The sequence below is a fragment of the Psychrobacter sp. P11F6 genome, assembly GCF_001435295.1.
Lineage (GTDB): Bacteria > Pseudomonadota > Gammaproteobacteria > Pseudomonadales > Moraxellaceae > Psychrobacter.
The window spans coordinates 1725836-1746998 of the sequence record NZ_CM003594.1 but is presented as its reverse complement, the minus strand read 5'-3'; the positions used below and the strand labels follow the sequence as shown (position 1 = coordinate 1746998).

Annotated in this window: 15 protein-coding genes; 8 read left to right on the top strand and 7 right to left on the bottom strand. The window is 42.7% G+C overall.

What is annotated here, in order from left to right; genetic code table 11:
- Window positions 1–80: 80 nt before the first annotated feature.
- The 4 genes from cysW to AK822_RS07140 form a co-directional block, all read right to left on the bottom strand.
- Window positions 81–1037, bottom strand: a complete 957-nt coding sequence (gene cysW / locus AK822_RS07155) for a sulfate ABC transporter permease subunit CysW (protein ID WP_060491101.1) — start codon at window positions 1035–1037, stop codon at window positions 81–83.
- The gene (cysT, locus tag AK822_RS07150) at window positions 1037–1921 is read right to left on the bottom strand and encodes a sulfate ABC transporter permease subunit CysT (protein WP_045448154.1); all 885 of its coding nucleotides are present in this window, start codon (window positions 1919–1921) and stop codon (window positions 1037–1039) included. The genes cysW and cysT overlap by 1 nt, the downstream gene beginning before the upstream one ends.
- Window positions 1922–2204: 283 nt before the next feature.
- On the bottom strand, window positions 2205–3299 hold the full coding sequence (locus tag AK822_RS07145) for a sulfate ABC transporter substrate-binding protein (protein ID WP_060492216.1): 1095 nt from the start codon (window positions 3297–3299) through the stop codon (window positions 2205–2207).
- A gap of 249 nt (window positions 3300–3548) precedes the next feature.
- A complete protein-coding gene (locus tag AK822_RS07140; protein ID WP_060491100.1) occupies window positions 3549–4706 on the bottom strand; it encodes a sulfate ABC transporter substrate-binding protein in 1158 nt (385 codons plus the stop codon).
- A 398-nt stretch (window positions 4707–5104) separates the two neighbouring features.
- On the opposite strand from AK822_RS07140, the gene AK822_RS07135 reads away from it, so the two are divergent.
- Complete coding sequence (locus AK822_RS07135; RefSeq protein ID WP_228138979.1) at window positions 5105–5626, top strand: hypothetical protein; 522 nt, start codon at window positions 5105–5107, stop codon at window positions 5624–5626.
- A gap of 118 nt (window positions 5627–5744) precedes the next feature.
- On the opposite strand, the gene sat is transcribed toward AK822_RS07135, so the two are convergent.
- Complete coding sequence (gene sat, locus AK822_RS07130) at window positions 5745–6995, bottom strand: sulfate adenylyltransferase (protein WP_060491099.1); 1251 nt, start codon at window positions 6993–6995, stop codon at window positions 5745–5747.
- Window positions 6996–7237: 242 nt separating this feature from the next.
- Between sat and AK822_RS07125 the strand changes: the two genes are divergently transcribed.
- The 3 genes from AK822_RS07125 to AK822_RS07115 all read left to right on the top strand — a co-directional run bounded on the left by AK822_RS07125 (window position 7238) and on the right by AK822_RS07115 (window position 10251).
- On the top strand, window positions 7238–8929 hold the full coding sequence (locus AK822_RS07125; RefSeq protein WP_060491098.1) for a nitrite/sulfite reductase: 1692 nt from the start codon (window positions 7238–7240) through the stop codon (window positions 8927–8929).
- Window positions 8922–9542, top strand: a complete 621-nt coding sequence (locus AK822_RS07120; RefSeq protein ID WP_060491097.1) for a DUF934 domain-containing protein — start codon at window positions 8922–8924, stop codon at window positions 9540–9542. The genes AK822_RS07125 and AK822_RS07120 overlap by 8 nt, the downstream gene beginning before the upstream one ends.
- 70 nt (window positions 9543–9612) lie before the next feature.
- Window positions 9613–10251 carry a phosphoadenosine phosphosulfate reductase domain-containing protein gene (locus AK822_RS07115; protein WP_055125453.1) on the top strand — a complete coding sequence of 213 codons (639 nt, stop codon included), beginning with the start codon at window positions 9613–9615 and terminating at the stop codon, window positions 10249–10251.
- 150 nt (window positions 10252–10401) lie between these two features.
- Here the strand turns inward: AK822_RS07115 and AK822_RS07110 are convergent, their stop codons facing one another.
- A complete protein-coding gene (locus tag AK822_RS07110) occupies window positions 10402–11217 on the bottom strand; it encodes a DUF817 family protein (RefSeq protein ID WP_087945590.1) in 816 nt (271 codons plus the stop codon).
- Between the two features lie 390 nt (window positions 11218–11607).
- Here AK822_RS07110 and AK822_RS07105 point away from each other — a divergent pair, with 390 nt between their 5' ends.
- Window positions 11608–12558 (top strand): acetyltransferase, encoded by a 951-nt coding sequence (locus tag AK822_RS07105; protein WP_055125451.1) that lies wholly within the window; start codon window positions 11608–11610, stop codon window positions 12556–12558.
- 258 nt (window positions 12559–12816) lie between these two features.
- Window positions 12817–14421 (top strand): siroheme synthase CysG, encoded by a 1605-nt coding sequence (gene cysG / locus AK822_RS07100; RefSeq protein WP_060491095.1) that lies wholly within the window; start codon window positions 12817–12819, stop codon window positions 14419–14421.
- 104 nt (window positions 14422–14525) lie between these two features.
- On the opposite strand, the gene AK822_RS07095 is transcribed toward cysG, so the two are convergent.
- The gene (locus AK822_RS07095; protein WP_060491094.1) at window positions 14526–15191 is read right to left on the bottom strand and encodes a DUF4377 domain-containing protein; all 666 of its coding nucleotides are present in this window, start codon (window positions 15189–15191) and stop codon (window positions 14526–14528) included.
- Between the two features lie 259 nt (window positions 15192–15450).
- On the opposite strand from AK822_RS07095, the gene AK822_RS07090 reads away from it, so the two are divergent.
- A complete protein-coding gene (locus tag AK822_RS07090; protein WP_060491093.1) occupies window positions 15451–17013 on the top strand; it encodes an exonuclease SbcCD subunit D C-terminal domain-containing protein in 1563 nt (520 codons plus the stop codon).
- A gap of 101 nt (window positions 17014–17114) precedes the next feature.
- Entirely contained in the window at window positions 17115–21068 is a 3954-nt protein-coding gene (locus AK822_RS07085; RefSeq protein ID WP_060491092.1) for an AAA family ATPase, read from the top strand.
- Window positions 21069–21163 lie beyond the last annotated feature (95 nt).

The window sequence follows — 21163 nt, the reverse complement described above, 5'->3', positions numbered from 1 at the left end:
TTTTTGGTTACCGCATTTACATTATTAAATTAAATCTAATGCCAGCCCTTGTGCAGACCAAGTGTAGATAATTTTGCTTATCATTTATCTGAAATTTCAGCGGTCGTTGCATCAGTAGTATTGGCAGCCTTAGTAGCGTTGGCGCTTACCAGTAATTCAGGCACACTTGCCAGCCGTTCGGACTTGGCAAATTTGCGCTCTTGTAGCTTAGTCATGACTTGTTGAATAAGCAACGTCACCAATGCCAATGCAGCTAGTAGGCTCGATAAGGCAAAAGCGGCAGTAAAGTTATAATCATTGTAAGCAATCTCAACCAGTAGTGGCATGGTGTTGGTCTCACCGCGAATATGACCAGATACCACACTCACCGCCCCAAACTCACCCATTGCCCGCGCATTGGTCAAAATCAAACCATAGAGTAGTGCCCATTTGATATTCGGTAGTGTCACATGCCAAAACGTCTGCCAACCAGTTGCGCCCAAGGTCAATGCTGCTTGCTCTTCAGAGTCGCCTTGCGTCTGCATCAGCGGTATCAGCTCACGTGCTACAAAGGGAAAGGTGACAAATAAAGTAGCGAGCACGATCCCTGGAACCGCATAAATAACTTGAAACCCCATGCTCTCAAGCCAGCCGCCAATGGTGGAATTGAGTCCGAATAGTAAAACAAACATCAAACCTGCAACGACGGGTGATACTGAAAATGGCAGATCAAGCAAAGTGGTGACCAGCTGCTTACCTTTAAACTGATAGCGCGTCACTAACCATGCGATTGCAATACCCATCACCATATTAATGGGCAAGACGATAGCCGCGGTAATTAACGTCAGCTTAATGGCTTGCAGGGCTTCTGGATCAACCAACGAGGCAATATACAACTGCCAGCCACCTTTAAAGGCTTCATAGAACACAGCCAGTAAAGGAATGACCAACATGATGACCATAAATAGCACTGCGATGACGATAAAGGTAAGGCGTATCCATGGCGTATCTTTAGTCGCTGCGTTGCTCTGGTAGTCATAGCTATTAGATATTTGCATTAGCGAGCTCCTACACGGCGCGACAGTTTCCACTGCATGATGTTAATGGTCAATAAGATCACAAATGAGATCAGTAGCATAAATAATGCAACTGCAGAAGCCCCTTGAACATCAAACTGCTCTAGTTTACTAATGATAATGAGCGGTAAAATCTCTGATTGCATGGGGATATTACCAGCGATAAAAATCACCGAGCCATACTCGCCAGTGGCACGAGCAAACATCATGCCAGCACCCATGAGTAAAGCGGGCAAAAGCTCTGGCAAGATTACTTTGCGAAACGTCGTAAAACGATTGGCGCCCAATACCGCGGCTGCCTCTTCAAATTCAACCGATAGCTCAGCGAGTACAGGCTGTACCGCACGGACAATAAAGGGGAAACTGACCACAACCAAGGCGAGCCAAATACCTATAGGTGTAAAAGCGACCTGAATGCCAAATTTATCAAACCACTGACCAATCAAACCATTAGGGGCATAAAGGGTCGCAAGCGAAATGCCCGTGACCGCCGTTGGTAATGCAAATGGTAAATCAACTAGCGCATTAATCAACGACTTACCCCAGAACTCGTAGCGTACGAGTACCCAAGCAACCAATGTGCCAAACACCATGTTGGTCAGCATCGCCAAAAACGACATCCATAAGCTTAGCTTGATAGCAGCAGTGACTTGCGGCTGACTAATCGTCTCCCAGAATCCAGTCCAACCCATCTGAGTCGTGGTGTAGGCCATCATGGCAAACGGTAATACCACCAGTAGCGACAAGCTAAAGACCGTGATACCCATGCTCAGGCCGAACCCTGGCAGCACATTGCGTTGGCGCAAACGTGTTAACCACCCTTTTTTTGCAGGGGCTTTGCTGGCAGGAGATGTTTTTGCACTCATAATGATGTCCTATTGCCTAACCAATCGTACTTAGCGATGATTACTATTTATTGTTATTGCTTAACGTGGGTTTTCACTATTGATACTTAAAAAGAGCACTTAACAGAAAGCATTTAACGATGATGTCGTGCATAAAACCATGCTATCAGGTAGTTATTAGTGTGCTTACGGTATAAAAGACATAGCGTATATGACCATGTCCTTTATAAGATTCTGCATGACTAACGGTGTAACTGGCTGCATTTGCTAGCGCAGTAGCTTCTCTTATGCACTTAGCAAGTGATTACTGCGGTGCGTTAATGGCGAGCTGGTCGAATACGCCGCCATCACTGAAGTAAGTACCCATAATCTCATCCCACGTGCCAAAGGCATCATTTGGACGGAATGTTTCGATTGGTGGTAATTTATCACCATTTTTATCAAGGACGCTTTTGACGCTAGGACGCAAGTATAGGTTGGCTGCTAGCTGCTGAGCAGGCTCGCTCCATAAGTAGTCAAGATAAGCTTTTGCGGCATCCGTTGTGCCTTTTTTATCTGTCACTGACTTGACAATCGCAACAGGGCTTTCTGATTTAATAGAGTATTTAGGATAAACGATGTCTACTTTACCCGCACCGAAATCAGTTGCTGCCAAGTTGGCTTCATTTTCAAAAGTTACTAGGACATCACCGATACCACGCTGAACGAAAGTAGTTGTCGCGGCACGTCCACCATTCTCATAAACTTTGACGTTTTTGAGCATGTCTTTCACGTAGTTTTTGGCATTGGTCTCGTTTTTATCGAAAGCGTGCAAGCCATAACCATAAGCGCCCAGGAACGCATAACGACCATTACCGGTCACTTTTGGATTGGCCATGACGATCTCAATGCCTTCTTTGGTCAAATCTTCCCAGTCATTGATACCTTTTGGATTGTCTTTACGGACTAAGAATACGATGGTACTGGTGAAAGGCACGGCATTGTCTGGGAATTTACTTTCCCAATCTGACTCAACCAAACCCTTTTTCTCAAGCAGCTCAATATCAGAACCTTGGTTCATGGTAGCGACATCTGCTTGCAAACCATTGGCAACCGACAGCGCTTGTTTGCTTGAGCCACCATGTGACTGCTTGATTAGGATATTGCTGTTTGGATTTTCCGCTTTATAATGCTCAACGAATAATGGGTTGTAGTCTTTATAAAAGTCACGTGCCACATCATAAGAGACGTTCAGCAGCTCAATATTTTGACCTTCTGTGGCAGCGGTGCCATCTGCATTAGCAGTCGTCTCTGTCTCGCTATTGCTACAGCCAGCCAGCCCCAAGGTTAATGCAACGCCTGCAATGCTCAAGACGTTACGTTTTTTACTTTTTTGTTGATAGTGCAAAGCGTATATCATAAATCCCTCAAAGGTATCTGTTAAGTAATGCAAGTATGCTAACAGTGCCATCTTATTATGTTTAATGATGAATATGCGTATGTTATTGCCAAAATGGAATAACAAAGCTATAAATACAAGGTTATCAATCACTTAAATAGTATCGTTAATACATAACGCTGACACCCTACTAACCACCCGCTCTGGCTCATACAAATTGAGCACTTTGAGTATGTATCAGGCCATTGACAATCTCTTGATAAAGGCTCCCTACTTCACTCTTACCAGCTGATCGAAACGCCCGCCATCGACAAAGAAAGTGTTCATAATCTGCTCCCAAGAACCAAATACTGCTACCGGCTCAAAAGTCTCAATATCAGGCAAGGTTGCTTTGTGAGCTGCCAGCACTTGTGGGTTACTTGGGCGCATATACATCTCTGCCATGAGCTCTTGTGCTGGGGTGTCCCATAAGCCTTTTAGGTAAGCATTCGCCGCTGCAGTCTTGCCGCCCTTGTCAGTGACGGTTGTTACGACCGCCACTGGGTTGGCAATCACAATAGAATAACTGGGATAAACGATATTGACCTGTCCTTTGGCAAACTGCTTGGCGGCTAAATGCGCTTCATTTTCGGTCGTGATGAGCACATCGCCCAGCCCGCGCTGAGTAAAGCTGGTTGTTGCGGCGCGTGCGCCATTGTCATAAGTGACCACGTTTGCCAGTAGTTTTTTGATAAAATCATCCGTTTTGGCAGGACTTTGCACCGTTTCTTTAAATTGATGTAATCCGTAACCATAAGCACCCAAAAACGCATAACGCGCGGTGCCACTGGTTTTCGGGTTTGGTATCACGACATCGATATCGTTACGCGCCAAGTCCGACCAGTCTTTGATGTTTTTGGGGTTACCATCGCGCACCAATAGCACCATGGTACTGGTATAAGGCACCGCATTGTTTGGGAACGCTTGCTGCCAGTCAGCTGTGACCAAGCCTTTTTTAACCAACAGATTCATATCACTTTCTTGGTTTAAAGTGACTACATCTGCTTGCAGACCATTGGCAACCGACAATGCTTGTTTGCTTGAGCCACCATGTGATTGGTTGATATTTACCTGACTGTCTGAATGCTTTTGTTGATAATCTGCGCTAAATAAAGCGTTATAATCTTTATAAAAATCGCGTGATACATCATAAGAGACATTTAATAAACTGATATTTTTTGCATCGCTCGTTGCGTTTGAGCCGTCTTGCTGAGTGGCTTCGGTAGGATTACAACCTGTCATTAGCATGGCAAACGCCAGTACGCTACCAACTTTAACATTGACATTGGCGAGCGGTGTCGGCGTCTTTTTATCCTCAATAAATGTATAGAGGTTAGCAAAACGAAGATTTTGAGATATTTGCTGAATACTTTTGTTATCTGGTTGCATGGGTGCTCTCGATAATGTTGATAGAAGCGTTTTCCACAGCATTAACAATCTTATTAATGCGCATAATTCTTTGGATGCGGTTCTATGGATAATGAGAAATATGCTAACAGCATGTGAGTTAAATGCTTAATGACAAATGCGCTTATCGAGTGATTAACTTGGCATAAGTCATTTTATTAATTATTTTACAAGGCTTATTTTTTCTAAGTATTTTGCGCTATAGTGATGAGCAGACACTTTTGAGTAAGTAATGGTATTGCTTACTATATAGACGAGCCTTTATGTAAACGATACTATCTCTTGTAGTGGTCAACTAATATCCTTACAGCCATGCTGTTAGGCGTTGCGTTTAGATAACGACCATTCCTCTTAATAACTCCTTTATCAAAGGTACTTAAATGATCATGTCTCCACCTAGTGCCGCTCGTCACTCATACTTTTTTTCGGTATTTTTCACCACATCGGCGGCTCTTTTTGCCTTAAGTGGCTGTAATAATGTGGCACCTAGCGTGAATCACCAAGCCATAAAACAACCGATAGCCGATGTCATGCCAGCTGTGCAAGCAGTCGTTGGAGATTATGCTGATGAAGGTTATGAAAAGCGCGCGCAAGGCTATGATTGGGTTGGCGTCATGGTACGGGCAGAGAGTGATCAGCAAATCAACATAAAGGTTCGCGCCCGTAGCGATATTAAAAAGCCCAGTTGCCAGTTTGATGGCAAGGCGACATTAATGGGTCAAGACGACGCGCACGGCATTATTTTCCAAAGCAAAGTCAATGACAGTACGGCATTTTTTCAATTTAAGGATGATAAACTGACTATTGATAGTCAAGATAAATACGCGCTTAACTACTTCTGCTCTGGCGGTGGCACATTGGTTGGTGACTATCAAAAACTGACAACAGATTTAGAGATTTAATAGATAACAAACGCTAGCTTAAGTAACAGGCGTTGAAAATCAGTATTAAAAAAAAGGTGTCAGATGATAAGTCTGACACCTTTTTTTTAATACTGGTTCGTATGCTGATAATCTTAGTTTACACCGCAGAGGCACCAACCAATTTTACTTCAGCACGTTCCTCTCTTGAGATGCCAGCATAATAATCACGCAAAATTTGTAGTACTTCTGGACGGCTAAAGTTCTCTGGCACCACTTCATCTTCTGATAGCGCTTTACGCAGCTTCGTACCTGATACTTTAACGTGTTCAGACGCTTCATGCGGGCAAGTTTTGTCGGAAGCCATCGCATTACAAGCATTACACCAGAACGTCCAGCCAATTTTGAGCGGTTGAGTGATAAGATCATCTTTCCCAACCTGTTCAAATATCGTTTGCGCATCAAAGGCACCATAATAATCACCAACGCCTGCATGATCACGACCAACGATTAGATGACTACAGCCGTAGTTTTGACGGAATACCGCATGCAGTAGTGCTTCACGTGGACCGGCATAACGCATATCTAGCGGATAACCCGCTTGAATAACTGTATCTTGTCTAAAATAATTATCAATCAAGGTTTTGATGGCTTCTTGACGGACATCAGCTGGGATATCACCAGGTTTCAATGCCCCTAGCAATGAGTGAATCAATACACCGTCACAAATCTCAATCGCAATCTTTGCCAAATACTCATGTGAGCGGTGCATTGGATTACGCGTTTGGAAAGCAGCAACCGTTTTCCAACCTTTAGCGTCCAAAATTTCACGCGTTTCTTCTGGTGTTTTGTAGATTTCTGGATATAACGTTGGGAACTCGCCTTCGCTCAATACCTCAACACTACCTGCAATATTGACTTCGCCTTGCTCTAAAACTTGTTGTACGCCCGGATGTTCTGGGTCTGTTGTCGTAAATACTTGCTGACACTCATGCTCTTTATCGATGGTATAGGTTTCTTCTACGGTCAAGATACCCATGATTTCACCGTCTTGAGCGACCAAGGCTACTTTATCGCCTTGACTCAAACTATCTGCAGTCGCTTTTGGTGCAGACAAGGTGATCGGAATTGGCCAAAACAGACCCGCATTGTCACCACTTTGCAAACGCATATCATCAACCACACCCTGCCAATCTGCTTGATTCATAAAGCCATGCAACGGCGTAAAGCCACCAATACCGAACATGATTAAATCACCACGCTCACGTGAGCTTAAAGTGATGGTCGGCAATGTGCTGGCAAGTTTCAATGCTTGAGCGCGTGCCTCACCTTGTAATAGTAATGGCTTAAGCTCAGCGCTGCCATGTGGAGGAACGAGTTTTGATGGTTGCTTAGAGGTGATAGATGTCATATTGATTTATAATCTTTATAGGTAGTGATAAATTTGATAAGCATAGGCTACCTAACTTTCGTTATGAAAATTTATGCTGTGTTTGGATATACATATGTCTTAAAGGAATTTATGTTTATAGACGCAAGCTTATATGATGTGACTCTGAATGGTTTACCTTGCGACTGGCAATAAGACCGATTACACACGCAAATCATTTTCGTCACTGCTTTTAAGACTAAAAACAAAATTGAGATTACGTCATGTATCAATATAATTACGCTGACCAAACCTTGGTAGAAGAACGAGTCGCTCAGTTTCGCGACCAGACCGAACGGTTTTTGGCAGGTGAGCTGCCAGAAGAGCAATTTTTGCCGCTGCGATTGCAAAACGGCCTTTATATTCAGCGTTATGCACCGATGTTGCGTATCGCCATTCCTTACGGGCTACTTGCCAGCTACCAATTGCGAAAATTGGCTGAGATTACTCGTAAATATGACAAAGGTTATGGGCACTTCACTACCCGTACCAATATCCAGCTGAATTGGCCAAAGCTAGAAGACGTGCCAGATATTTTGGCAGAGCTGGCATCAGTACAAATGCACTCGATCCAAACCTCGGGCAACTGTATTCGTAACACAACCACCGATCCATATGCTGGTATTCATAAAGAAGAAATCGCTGACCCACGTCCCTATTGTGAGATTATTCGTCAGTGGTCAACCTTCCATCCTGAGTTTGCTTTTTTACCACGTAAATTTAAGATTGCCGTCATCGGGACCAATGATGACCGCGCGGCAACCCAAGTACATGATGTGGGTCTGCATATCAAAACCAACGGTGAAGGTGAGATTGGCTTTGAAGTATTGGTCGGTGGTGGTCTAGGACGTATTCCTGTCCTTGGTAAAGTGATTAATAAATTTTTGCCACGCGAGCATCTCTTGAGTTATTTGGACGCCATCTTGCGTGTCTATAACTTGCATGGTCGCCGTGATAAAGGCAGCAAATACAGATCACGCATTAAGATATTGGTTGAGAGCATGGGCGGCCCTGCCTTTGCCAAACTGGTCAATGCTGAGTGGGAAGCCCACACCAAAGATGGTTCGCTTACCTTAACTGATGAGAACTTTGCGACGGCGAGCAGCTTTTTTAGTGAGCCTGACTATGTGTCGTTTGATGCGCTACAAGTACAGTCTGAGCTACAACAGCAACTAAACGCTGATAAGGACTTTGCTAACTGGTACAACCAAAACACGGTGGCGCATAAAGTCGCTGGTTATCGTGCGGTCGTTATTTCGCTCAAAGCAGGCTTGGTCGATGGCAAATATGTGCCCTCTGGTGATGTCAGCGAGTCACAGATGGATGCACTGGCTGATCTGTCTGACAAATATAGCTTTGGTGAACTGCGTGGTACTTATCAGCAGAATTTGGTATTCGCAGATGTGCAAGCCAATAACCTTTATGAGTTGTGGCAGCAGCTAGCAGAGTTGCATTTAGCACGCGCTAATATCAATACCCTAACAGATATGATTGTCTGCCCAGGTTGGGACTACTGCTCGCTTGCTAATGCGACCACGCACAACATCGCTGAACAGATCGAAAAACAGTTCGATGATCTGGACTATCTGTATGATTTGGGCGAGATTCGCTTAAACATGTCTGGTTGTATCAATGCGTGTGCGCACCATCATACAGGTGACATTGGTATCTTGGGTGTCGATAAAAAAGGTGAGCATTGGTATCAGATCAGCATTGGCGGCAATTCCAGTGACGATGCCAAACTTGGTAAAATATTAGGTAAATCTGTCCCTGCTCTTGAGGTTGCCAATACCATACAGCAGATCGTCGATGTCTATGTAGACTTGCGCGCCAGCACCGACAATGATGTCGAAAGCTTTGGTCAATTGGTTGAACGCGTTGGTATTGATCCATTTAAGGAGAAGGTCTATGGCTAATCACCATATTTTGGACAGTCATGGCGTCGATATCGGAAGTCAAGATACATGGCATGTACTCACCACGGATGCGCTACCAGAGAGTATTGTATCAACAAACATCACGTTGCTTGAGTTGCTACAAAGGCAAGAAAAGCCCGATGTGATTGTACCGCTCGCTGACCTATTAGATAACTCAGGCATGCAGGTCGGTGGTCTGATCAAAGAGGTTTATGAGCTGATCGTACAGCACAGTAGCCGCCTTGGATTGTGGGTGACGGCTGACACCGATGCTGATGCGTTAGAAGGTCTTAGTGATTTCTTATCAACGCAGGCGCTTATCGTGATTGATGTACCTAAATTCGCTGATGGTCGCAACTTTAGCTTTGCACGTACCCTACGCCAAATTGGCTACCAAGGCGAGATTCGGGTGGCTGGTGCGTTTGGCCGTGATCAAATCGCATATCTACTGCGCATGGGTGTTGATAGCTTTGTATTGAGCGAGCATGACATGCAGCCAGACTCTAAATTCGGTATTGAGCAAGCATTTACCGCCCTTGCCAGTAGTTATGATGGACAAAGTGCTTCGGATTTACCGATGTTTGCTAAACCGTCAGAACCCTCAATCGCCTAGCTTTAACACTGATCATAAATTTTAATTTTTAATCGACACTTTTATATTAACAATCATTAAGGAAGGTATTATGAGCCAATTACATCCAAGTTTAGACCTCGACCAAGCCAACCAAGCATTGCAAGGCAAGTCGCCTGAGCAAATCGTTGAGTGGGCATTAAGCCAAGCGAAAAACCCAATCATCACGACTAACTTCCGCCCATACGAGTCAGCGATTCTGCATTTGGTGGCCAAACAGCGTCCTGATATCACCGTATTGTGGGTAGACTCAGGTTATAACACGGATGCCACCTATCAATTTGCCAATAAAGTCATCCGTGATTTAAACTTAAACGTCATCACCTATATTCCTAAGCAAACGGCAGCGTATCGTGACGCGACCATGAACGGTATCCCAGGTATCGACAACCCACAGCATGATGAATTCACTGACCAAGTAAAATTAGAGCCCTTCCGCCGTGCGCTAGATGAGCTAAAGCCAGATGTTTGGTTCAATGCAATTCGTAAAGATCAAACAGAATTCCGCCAAGGGTTGGATGTACTTAGCCTATCAAAAGATGGCGTGTTAAAAGTAGCGCCATTGTTTGAAAACACTGACGCTGATTTAGATGTTTATCTCGAAGAGCATAACTTACCGAATGAATTTGATTACTTTGATCCAACGAAAGTAGAAGAAAGCCGTGAGTGTGGTTTGCACACGCAGCTTTAGGTATTTCGTAGTTTTACGATAAAAACACTTCTTAGATATAAGAGGTGTTTTTTTATTGTCATAGTAGATTCAATATTCAGCTCCACAAAATTTGAATATATCATTCAAGCGCTACTGCCAAAATAATGAGGACACACGCAAGTATCAAAATTATCGAACTAACTGCCAGCCGCCTTTCTCATCCCTTTTGCCCATGACTGCCAAAACCAACACTAGACTTAGCATCAGTAATAAGTACCAAGAGCCCAGCTTACCCCAACCTACCATATGCCATACATTTGCTTGTGACGGATAACGCCAAATATTGGTAAAAGTAGCAATATTTTCTGCCAACCAAACCAAAAAAGCGAGGAACAACAGTAATGGTAAAAATGGACATTGATATTGCTTGGTATCATGCAATTGAAGATTATTTTTGTGATGGATTTGAAAAAACACTCTGGTTTTCCAAAATAAAATTATCGAAGCGATGAACAATATATTGCGAATATCAGGGACAAAAAACTTAGTGAAGAAGTTGGCATAAGAAAAAATAACCAATACACTCACCCATAGTAAGCTTGGTAAGTCGGTAAAAGAGGCATTAAACAATCTTAAGCCACGCGCTAAAAAACTACCTACGGCCGAATACATAAAACCGGCAAAAAGTGGCACAGTGGCAATTCTAAAAATTGCTGGTTCAGGATAGTACCAAGAACCAATTTTGGGATGGGTTAAAAACAACTCCATTGCCATGGCCATGATATGAAAAATAGCAATGACCCATACCTCACGCGGCGTTTCTAATTTGAAATAAACCAAAAAAACCTGAATAATCAAAGCATAAGCCAATAACAGATCATAGCGATAGATACCAGAAATTGACCAGCTTATTTGATGAGTCAGTACAAAAGCCAATAATAAAAGTATGCCAAACAAAGCAGACGCTAAACTTAGCGCGGCGCCACGCGGAATAATGTTCAACACCTTAGATTAGCACTACAATCATATTGACTACCGTTTATTGCTTTAACAGCTCGTTTAATACGCTATGGTGAACCATGACATACATCCTCCTCTTCCTCACAATAGCTTATTATATAAAGTATTCATTAGAGGCCGCCAAACTATAGCAAATAGTCCGCTTAATAGACAATTTTCTATAGTTTTTGAATATCTCTATCTGTATAAAGAAGTCAGCATTTGAATAATTAACGTTTCTTGAACGTTTTATTGTCTAACATTGCGGTATTCTATGGCTTGCCTCAGTGGCTGCTCGGCATTAAACCGACGCTATAAAGCCGTATCATGGACAAAGTTACTCATCCTTTTTTATTTCCTTATAGGCACTCGCGCTCATCAATATGGATATTTATTATGTCTTTTATAAAAAAAATCGATTCACTCTATGAAAAACTGCACGATAAGCTACCAGCGGTAGGCAAGACCGCCTCTTTTTTAACTGGTACGAGTGTTCTTACTGCCAATAGTGCGATGGTGGGTCTGCCCATCTGGACTTTGGGAGCGGCAAAAGTATTGACAGGAGCAAAAGCTGCGGATGATGCGCTGATTGCGATTACCAAATACTGGATTAATAGTAACAACGCCGTCATTGATCATGCGCTACCTCACAAAGACTGGCGCATTAACCTGCCTGACGATCTGAGCGAAGACAAGCAGTATCTATTGGTAAGCAACCATCAATCGTGGGTTGATACCAGCATTGTGCAATATATCAGCCAAGACACCCTGCCTCTGACACGGTTTTTTACCAAGTTTAATCTGATTTATATTCCTGTCATCGGTCAAGCCTTTTATTTCTTAGACTTTCCGATGATGAAGCGCTTTTCTGCCAAGGCAATGGCCAAGAATCCAGAGCTTAAAAAACAAAATTTGCTTGAGGCTAAGCGTGCTTGTCGTCAATTAAAAGACAAACCCTTTGCGCTATTAAACTATTTGGAAGGCACGCGCTTTACTAAAGAAAAACATGACCAACAAAAATCTCCTTATCAGCATTTGTTAAAACCACGGGCTGGCGGTTTGTCATTAGCAATTAATGCGTTAGGCAATGAGTTGGATTCTATCTTGGACGTGACCATTGTTTACCCAGACGGCGCGCCTGACTATGATGATTTATGGAAAGGTAATATTCGCCGTTTGGGCGTCGATGTGACTCGCTTAAAGATACCAGACGAATTATTTGCTGCTATCATGGACGGCGGCTATGACCGTGATGAAACCACCAAAAAAATGATGTTTGATTGGTTAGAGGATATTTGGCAACAGAAAGACGCCCGTATGACTAAGATGCTGAGTGAGTTTGAGTAGGTTCTTGTACGTGGTCAAATCTCTTTATTGCTAATAGCCAATGCAAAAATCTAATCTAAATGACAGCCACAAGCTTTGACGTAAGCCTGTGGCTTTTTTAGTTCTGTATTTCACGACTCACCTATTCCCTTTTACATCAAAAACCCTCACTAACATGACAAAAACGAATATGCTAATGCCAATTCGCTACGTGAGCGTATGCCTGTGATACATCATAATAGCGACATACCTTACATTGAATGAATTACAGGTAATCCTATGAACACTTTTCCATTATTTTTTAAATTAGAAGGTCGCAAAGTACTTATCGTCGGCGGCGGCGATGTGGCGCTACGTAAAGCGGATTTGCTCAGCCGTGCTGGCGCGTGCATCACTGTTCTTGCGCCAAATATCTGTGTTGAACTACAAGCCTTGCTCAGTGACAGTAAGCATGAGCTGATTTATGAGAATTATAATAAAACTTATATGACAGGCGCACGCGTCATTATTGCTGCCACTGACGATGAGATACTTAACCATCAAATACATGCTGATGCCACTGAGCTAAACATTCCAGTTAATGTAGTCGATACGCCGCATTTGTGCGATTTTATCTTCCCTGCGATTGTTGATCGCAATCCAATCGTGATTGGCATATCGTCAAACGGCAAAGCGCCAGTGCTGGCACGTCTATTACGCGCTCGCCTCGAAACCTTGATTCCACAAGGCTATGGTAAATTGGCAAAGCTTGCTGGGGATTTTCGTAGCGAAGTGAAAACTAAAATACCTACGCTGACAGGACGCAGGCAGTTTTGGGAAAAAGCATTTGAAGGTCCAGTCAGTCAGCTGATGTTTGCTGGTAATGAAGATGAAGCGGCGGCACAATTACAAGCCGATTTAGATAAAACAGCATCACTTATCAGTGAAAAACATACAGAGAATGATATATCCACAGAACCTCAAACCCTACAGAATAACGTAGGCGAAGTCTATATCGTTGGTGCAGGCCCAGGTGACCCAGAGCTGCTCACTTTTAAAGCGCTGCGCCTCATGCAGCAGGCTGATATTGTCTATTATGATGCGCTCGTCTCACCGCAAGTATTGGATTTATGCCGCCGTGATGCTGATAAAGTGTTTGTTGGCAAAAAACGCAGCAATCATGCAGTAGCACAATTAGGCATTAATGAACTGTTGGTCAATAGTGCTAAAGAAGGTCGCCGTGTGGTGCGCTTAAAAGGTGGTGATCCCTTCATCTTTGGGCGTGGCGGCGAAGAAATTGAGAGTTTGCGTGCGCACAGTATCCCGTATCAAGTCGTACCTGGTATTACCGCTGCCAATGCTGCTGCAAGCTATGCCGGTATTCCATTGACTCATCGTGACCATTCGCAGTCGGTACGTTTTGTCACTGGATTTTTAAAGGCTGGCGCACCCAATAGCAATTTTAAGAGCTTTTTGAATACGGATGAAACAGTCGTATTTTATATGGGATTGCATTCGCTGGCGCGTTTGACGACAGGCTTGATTGATGCAGGGCGCAGTAGCAACACCCCAATCGCCATCGTCTCCAATGCCAGTATGCCCAATCAGCAGGTATTAACGGGAACGCTTGCCGACATCGTTGAGTTGCAAGAAAAAAATCAGCTACCCACGCCAGCCTTGCTCATTATGGGAGACGTGGTCGCACTCCATCATGATTTGGCTTGGTATAATTTGCAAAATCAGCAGAAAAACAACAATAGTGACACTACAGCTAGTAACTGGCTACGTGGTGGCACAGCGGCTACACCAAAGGCAGATCATACTAGCCAGCAAGCCCATGCGTTATCTATGGTGGCTAATTTGGCAACGGCTGATGATGGTTTGGAGCAGTTAGTGATTGGTTGACGTATGATCTTCAATTTCTAAAAAGCCCTGCCAGTAGATTAGTAGGGCTTTTTAGTATTTAGTATAACGCTATTGATCTTTTATGAGCTATTCATTTTTAACAATTAAGATTTGGTCTTTTGTTTCTCAATGACTTTTATTAGCGTGCTATGAATTGATGATGCGTCAGCAGGCGGATTGCTAATAGGTGTATTCTTAATGAGCAAAGTGTATTCATAATTAGGTTCAAAATCAAAACCTTCTATACCACTATATCGATACTCCCAGTCGGCGTTAGCTTGTTCAGCAGGCTTAGTCAGTAAGCATGATTGCGGCGCAACACCGACACAGTCTACTTGATGGTCAGCGATGATGATTTTACGTAAAACATAAGGCATCGCATGGACAGTAATGTGGTGCTTACTATCTACCCCTGATTGTGATGTTGATTGCTCTCCCATCACTTCAACATAATCGCCTATGGTTAATTTCTGCATTTGATGGGCGTTTTTCTGAGCAAGGTTGGCTTTACTGATTTCTGCGGTATACGTCTGTCCATCCTGAGCGACAATAGTGACTTTTTGCTGCTCTCTGTCTTGCGAGATGACCTCAGTCACTTGACCAATGATTGCGTCAGAATGACTCGGTTTGATCGAATGGACAAACGCGGTGCTATCTTTTATTTGACTCACACTGGTTTTATTATTCATATTTGCTTGCTCATAACTGCTACAAGCAGCCAAAGAGGAAGTGGCAATTAAAGCCAATGTGCATAATCTGATAAACAACATAATATACCCTTATTAATAATGGCTTGGATGTTACTAAATATGGACCTTTTCTAGTACCATTTATTTGTTACTTAATACTATTAACAATCAGCCTTTTTAAATAGCCATTATTTTTAATAAACGATCATCGTTTCATTTACGGTCAAATATCACTACTCATTCGTATCTACTTTGCTTTACTGTTAAGTTTATAGCAAAGCAAATCGCACCAATTCTTGCTAGAATAATCGATGTCTTTTATCCATCATGAAACTCAATTATGCCTGTATCTATTACCAAACCTCTCACTATCCTCCATACCTCCGACTGGCATTTGGGGCGCAGGCTTTATGGACGAATGCGTTATGACGAATTTGAGTCGTTTTTAGGTTGGTTGCAAGACGCCATTAGCCTGCAGAAAGTGGATATATTGATCGTTGCTGGTGATATCTTTGACACCATGACCCCAAGCAATAGAGCTCAAGCGCTATATTATGAATTTTTAGGAAAAGTTTCAAAATCATGCTGTCAACATATTGTCATCGTCGCAGGCAACCACGATTCTCCTACTTTTTTAGATGCACCAAGTAACGTACTCAAGTTTTTAAACGTCCATGTTATTGGTACGGCTTGTGAAGACTTAAACGATGAAGTATTGGTGTTAGACGATACAAATGGAAACCCGCATTGTATTATTGCGGCTGTCCCCTATTTGCGTGATCGTGATGTCCGTAGTAGTGGTGCTGGCGAGTCGGCTGATAGCAAAGATGCCAATGTCATTAAAGGCATTCGTGCCCATTATGATGAAGTAGCTAGCATTGCCAAAGCCAAGCAGGCTCAATTAGTTGAAGTATACCAGCATCACATTCCCATCATTGCCACAGGACATCTATTTGCGCTTGATAGCAAAACAACGGAGGATGATGGCGTTCGCGACCTTTATGTGGGCAACCTAGGTCAAATATCAGCGAGTATGTTTGATGACTGCTTTGATTATGTAGCGCTTGGGCATTTGCACGTACCGCAACGCGTCGGTGGTCGTGAGAGCATTCGCTATTCAGGCTCGCCAATCGCGATGGGATTTGGTGAGTCAAAACAGCAAAAACAAGTATTACTGGTACAGTTTGGTGCAGTAGCAAATGACATTAGCAGTCAAAAGTCAGCCTCAAATAATATAGTTGAAAGCATTATTCCTCAGCTGACCAATACCGTTACCACGATTGAAAAACCTGTTAAGAAAGTAGCCAGTCAAACGACTGAATTTATGGATGACTTGTTTGGTTTTGACGAGCAATCAGAAAGTAATGAGATGACAAAAACTGCTGCTATAGAAAAAATCCCTGATCAGCAGGATCAAAACAACCAATCAATGCTTAAAAATCTCGATACTTCCAATAAAATACTGCACCGAGATGACTCTAATCAGATGCAAGTAGTATCACTACCTATTCCAAATTTTCAACAACTGGCGCAAGTTTCAGGTGATTTGGAGTGCATTAATCAGGCTATAGATAAAGTCATTCAATCTCTTGACGCAACACAGTCTTTATGGCTCGAAATTATTTATACGGGTGAGGAGATTATCAGCGAGTTACGTGAGCACATCCAAACGATGGTAGATAATTTGCCGTGCGAGGTGTTAAAAATCAAAAACACTCGTACCTATAATAAAGTACTAAATCAACAACAGATCTCTGAAACGCTACAAGATTTAAATGAGGAAGAAGTATTTGAGCGTTGCTTGACTGCTCATGATATTCCTAATGAGCAAAAATCATCCTTACGTGACGCCTATGATCAAATCGTTTATAACTTACGTCACGAAGATACTCAGGCTGAATAATATTATTTAATCATAAACGCTGTTGATAGAAACTAGCTAGAATAACAGCTTCATTTGTCATTATTACCCTCATTTACTACCTATAAAAATAAGACCCTATCATGCGCCTAATCGAACTACGACTTAAAAATTTGAATTCTTTAAAAGGCGAATGGCACATTGACTTTAGTGATCCCGCTTTTCTTAATGAAGGCATCTTTGCCATTACTGGGCAAACGGGGGCTGGCAAGACGACCATATTGGATGCGATTTGCTTAGCACTCTATAGCCAGACGCCAAGACTGGGCGATATCACTGGTTCAACGAACGAGATAATGACCCAAGGTACAGGTGAATGCTCAGCAGAAGTCATCATCGAGATTGATTCTAAACGTTATCAATGCTACTGGTATCAACATCGTGCCCACAAAAAAGCCAAGGGCAATTTATTACCAATTAAGCATGAGATTAGTGAGGTGCAGACCGGCAAGATTTTAGAAGAGAAAAAGTCCAAAACTTCTGCCTATATACAAAACCTTATCGGCATGGATTTTAATCAATTTACGCGCTCCATCATGCTCGCACAGGGCAGTTTTGCCGCGTTTTTAAAGTCTGATATTGGCGATAGAGCCGCGATTTTAGAGAAAATAACGGGTACTGCTATTTATGCCAAAATATCGTTAAACGTTCATGAAAAGAAACGCTCTGAAGAGGAAGTGCTTGGCAAACTACAGGCAAGCGTGAATAGCTTGTCGTTATTAAATATTGAAGACGAAAAGCTACTGGTAGCAGATTTAGAGCGCTTTAACCAGCAGCAAAGCACAAAACGGCAAACCTTTAAAACCCTAAGTGAACAGCTACAGTGGCTGGATAGCGTTCAGCAGCTACAGCAAAATCTCTCGACCTATCAGACCGATTTTGCAGCGGCGCAGCAAACGCAGCAAGCCTTTATGCCAGAAGCCCAGCGTTTAGATGGCGCTAATAAGGCTTTAGAGATTGATAGCTATTTCCGCGAGCTTAGCTACAGCCGAAATTTGGTCAAGCAGTTAGAGGTTGAGCAGCAAGATTTGCTTAACAAAATTCCAACTCAGCAAGAAGCGCTGACACACGCCAACACCCATTTAAAGAATATCAATACCATTGACAAGCAAGCCACAGATAGCCTACATGCTACTTTGCCTATTATCAAAAAGACGCGTGAGTTGGATACTGAGATAAAACAGCACTCTTATTCTTTAGCTAGCGATAATCAGCGTAAAGAGGTATTAGTTAGTAACACTCAACAATTAGGTCAAGATATAGTTGACTACAAACAAACAGAGCAAAAGACTCAGACTCAGCTTAGCAGTGTAGAAAAGTACTTTCGCGACTACCAAGAGCTAAACGATCTCGATACAGATATGGTGACCTTCGATAACAGCTGTCGCCAATTAATGGCGCTGTTGGAAGATAATGCCAATCTAACAGCGGATAAACTTGCTTATAGTAATCAAGCCCGCATGCTACAGACTGATTTTGATAAGTTATATAAGCAGCAAAACGCAGAGAAATTATTGATAACGCAGCAGCGCGAGCAACTTGCCAGCGTACAAAAGCAGCAAGCCACACTCATTCAAAACCAGCCCATTGCTAATATGCGTAGTGATCAAGAGCAAGTCGATCAAATCAGCACCCAGATTGCGCAAGCCCATAGTAAGCTAGAACAGCTGTCTGAGCGTACCAGCCAAATTCAACACATCAATGCAACGTTACCCAAACTGAATCAAGAGCTTAAGACTTTAGAAGGTTTGATTGACAGTCACAAGATAAATATTGAAGAGGCTAAGCTCAAGAGGCAAGAGAAACAAGAGCATCTACATCTACTACAAAAGGTCGCTAAGCTTGAAGATTATATAGTAGAGCTAGAGGATGGGTCGCCCTGCCCGCTTTGCGGCGCACATGAGCATCCTTATAGCAAACATCATCCATTATTAGACCCTAGTAGCAAAAATAGTAATACCGACGCCCATGACGATCAAAACCAGTCGTCCACAATAAAACAGACTAAGGCGCAATTAACTCAGCAGCACATAGCTGAATTAGAAACTATTATTAATAATCTTGAGCAGACTTTATCTAAACATCGTATCGACCATGCCACAAAAAAAGAAGCCATCAATAATCAACAGCAGCAGTTAGCGCCCTTGCAGCAGCAATCTAAAATCTTACACGCTGATATTCAGTCTAACCTTTCCTCGCTATTTAACACTGAAAATAGTTATTCGGAATCGACTGTGGCAATTATCGATCCACTTGCGCAGATTAACAACGATACTGATATTCATATTGATCACAGCTTATCCTTATTAGACACCATCAAACACAAACTGACTGAGCATAAACAATCTCTTAAAACGATAGTCGTCGAATATGACAACCTAGCTGAAAGTGCTGCAACGCTCAGTATTGCCATCGAAGCTGATGAACAGCAGCAACAGCTACTTAGTCGCGACATTAATAACCTGACGACTGATATCAAGCTAAATGCTCAAAAAACTGAAAGTGTCGAAGATAAGATTGCCACTAATTTTTCTGTACTCATACCCATGATGACCAATATTTCATTTTTAGTGAGTAAGTACCCAACGGCTAAATATGAGAATCATTTAACGATAGCGCTCAAAGCGACTGACGTTCAAGGCGCACTGCAGCAACTTATTGAAAGTACTTATAAGCAAACAGTATTAGCAAGCGCAAATTATGATGAGCATATTGACCAATTGCGGGCACAACGTCATGCTTTGAAGCAGTTAAAGCAATATCATCATGAGCAAAGTAGTCGCCAACAGCAACTCACAAATACGCTGATCAGCCTGACTGCGAATATTGAGAGTAAGCAAGCACAGCACGCCAATAATGAGACAGCACTCAAAGAATTAGAGGAATTAATTGATAATAAAACAGAGGATATCGAACAATTAAAGAAAGCTAGAAAAGCGCTGTTCGCAGATAAAGATACAGACCATGAAGAAAACCAGTTACGCAGCGCTGCTGATGAGGCTAAAGCCGAACAAATCATAGCGCAAAGACAGCTAGATTCTATACAGCAGTCTTTAGAGCAATTAAAGAGCAGAGAGCAACAGCTAGCAACAGAGCGACAGTCGGCGACTACTACCGTAAATACACAGGACAGCATTTTTACTAACTTACTCATAGAGTCAAAGTTCGTCGATGAAGCAGATTTTTTGAGTGCGCGTCTGCCCAAAGAAGAGCGTGAGGCATTACATATACGTAAACTAGCGATTGATAATACTCTACAACAGGCTAAGTTGCAGTTAAATAATACCCAGCAAGCGTTAGAGCAAAAATTTGCCACGCCTATGACAGATGAAGACCGAGAAACACTTGCTGGCAAGCATCATCAAATACAGACGGATATCGATGAGTTAAGTCAAAAAATCGGCGCGATTGACCAAAAGCTTAAGGATAACGACAGCCAAAAAGGGCAACAGGCGACACAGCTGATTGCAATCGATGAACAAAAACAAAAACTACAAGTTTGGCAGCAGCTACATACGTTAATTGGTTCTGCTGATGGCAAAAAATATCGTACCTTTGCGCAAGGCTTAACGTTTGAAGTGATGATTAGCCATGCCAATACGCAACTGCAAAAAATGAGTGACCGCTATTTGCTCATTCATGATGACAGCAATCCGCTTGAGCTTAATGTGATTGATAACTATCAAGGCGGTGATATTCGCAGTACCAAAAACCTATCGGGCGGCGAAGGATTTATTATCAGCTTGGCGCTCGCCCTTGGGCTATCGCAGATGGCGAGTCACAACATTCGCGTGGATTCGCTATTTTTGGATGAAGGGTTTGGTACGCTTGATGAAGAGTCGCTTGATATTGCGCTCGACACTTTAACGAGCTTACAACAAGAAGGTAAGCTTATTGGTATAATCTCTCACGTACAGGCGTTAAAAGATCGCATCTTGACTCAAATCAAGGTTGAAAAAATCTCGGGGGGTTTTAGCCAAATCAGTGGTCAAGGCTGTCGCCGAGTGGTCAATATTACTAATGAAAAAGCCTCGTAAGTTAAAGCGGTCATCACGCAGTTCATTACTTTTTACGCTTAGCCAGACAATAAAAAACCACCGTTAATTAATAACGGTGGTTTTTTTGAAAAATT

Excerpts from the sequence above, each read along its gene's own strand:
- cysW (WP_060491101.1), bottom strand. The coding sequence starts at position 1,037 with ATGCAAATATCTAATAGCTATGACTACCAGAGCAACGCAGCGACTAAA.
- cysT (WP_045448154.1), bottom strand. The coding sequence starts at position 1,921 with ATGAGTGCAAAAACATCTCCTGCCAGCAAAGCCCCTGCAAAAAAAGGG.
- AK822_RS07145 (WP_060492216.1), bottom strand. The coding sequence starts at position 3,299 with ATGATATACGCTTTGCACTATCAACAAAAAAGTAAAAAACGTAACGTC.
- AK822_RS07140 (WP_060491100.1), bottom strand. The coding sequence starts at position 4,706 with ATGCAACCAGATAACAAAAGTATTCAGCAAATATCTCAAAATCTTCGT.
- AK822_RS07135 (WP_228138979.1), top strand. The coding sequence starts at position 5,105 with ATGATCATGTCTCCACCTAGTGCCGCTCGTCACTCATACTTTTTTTCG.
- sat (WP_060491099.1), bottom strand. The coding sequence starts at position 6,995 with ATGACATCTATCACCTCTAAGCAACCATCAAAACTCGTTCCTCCACAT.
- AK822_RS07125 (WP_060491098.1), top strand. The coding sequence starts at position 7,238 with ATGTATCAATATAATTACGCTGACCAAACCTTGGTAGAAGAACGAGTC.
- AK822_RS07120 (WP_060491097.1), top strand. The coding sequence starts at position 8,922 with ATGGCTAATCACCATATTTTGGACAGTCATGGCGTCGATATCGGAAGT.
- AK822_RS07115 (WP_055125453.1), top strand. The coding sequence starts at position 9,613 with ATGAGCCAATTACATCCAAGTTTAGACCTCGACCAAGCCAACCAAGCA.
- AK822_RS07105 (WP_055125451.1), top strand. The coding sequence starts at position 11,608 with ATGTCTTTTATAAAAAAAATCGATTCACTCTATGAAAAACTGCACGAT.
- cysG (WP_060491095.1), top strand. The coding sequence starts at position 12,817 with ATGAACACTTTTCCATTATTTTTTAAATTAGAAGGTCGCAAAGTACTT.
- AK822_RS07095 (WP_060491094.1), bottom strand. The coding sequence starts at position 15,191 with ATGTTGTTTATCAGATTATGCACATTGGCTTTAATTGCCACTTCCTCT.
- AK822_RS07090 (WP_060491093.1), top strand. The coding sequence starts at position 15,451 with ATGCCTGTATCTATTACCAAACCTCTCACTATCCTCCATACCTCCGAC.
- AK822_RS07085 (WP_060491092.1), top strand. The coding sequence starts at position 17,115 with ATGCGCCTAATCGAACTACGACTTAAAAATTTGAATTCTTTAAAAGGC.